Raw genomic sequence first — 593 nt, forward strand, 5'->3', positions numbered from 1 at the left:
TATTGGCGCAAAGTGCTTTTCAATACAGTTGGCATAATCGTTATCGCGTTCACCGTTCATTAGGTGTTGAGCGGTTTTATAATCGACGGTATAGCATGAGCTCACCATACGACGAAGAAACCTGACAACCTTCTCGTCTGTATAGCGTGGGTCACGTGATACAAAGGCCCTTGTGTAACCACCATTACCATCAGAATAAAGAAAAACTCTATCCGGGTTCCCTAATAGTTCTTCATTGAATTCGGAAAGTTTAAAAATAGCTAAAACAGATAAAACGATAGCAAGCACAAATGGCCAGTCGAATTTAAGTATGCGAATAAGTCGTGGAATATTCATAACCAATCAACATCCCAATTAGAAGAACTTATGATCTTAACTGCACTTGCCCCCTTACCCTTTGGCACACGTTGTAAATCAAGCCAGAAAGTTACATTAGCGGCCTGGTGCCTTTGATTCTGAATAGCCTCGAGCTCAGTTTCAGTTGCGTCTTTAACCTTCAAAGATTTTTTCATAATCTTGCCCTGAACTTTAACTCGCCATACCCAGTAGGCATCTTTTGTGAATCTTCCCTCAATTTTCCCGTCAACTGTGCC

2 protein-coding genes are annotated in these 593 nt (G+C 41.3%); both read right to left on the reverse strand.

All coding sequences use genetic code 11. The annotated features are described in order from the left end of the window. The coding region (locus R7Z47_RS25865; RefSeq protein ID WP_318130896.1) for a hypothetical protein at nt 1-336 on the reverse strand (336 nt) is incomplete at its 3' end. Further along, nucleotides 333-593, reverse strand: a 261-nt coding sequence (locus R7Z47_RS25870) for a hypothetical protein (RefSeq protein ID WP_318130897.1), incomplete at its 5' end; no start/stop codon positions are given. The genes R7Z47_RS25870 and R7Z47_RS25865, both read right to left, overlap by 4 nt.

The organism is Vibrio sp. 1641 (assembly GCF_033339995.1).
In the GTDB taxonomy this organism is placed as follows: Bacteria; Pseudomonadota; Gammaproteobacteria; order Enterobacterales; family Vibrionaceae; genus Vibrio; species Vibrio alginolyticus.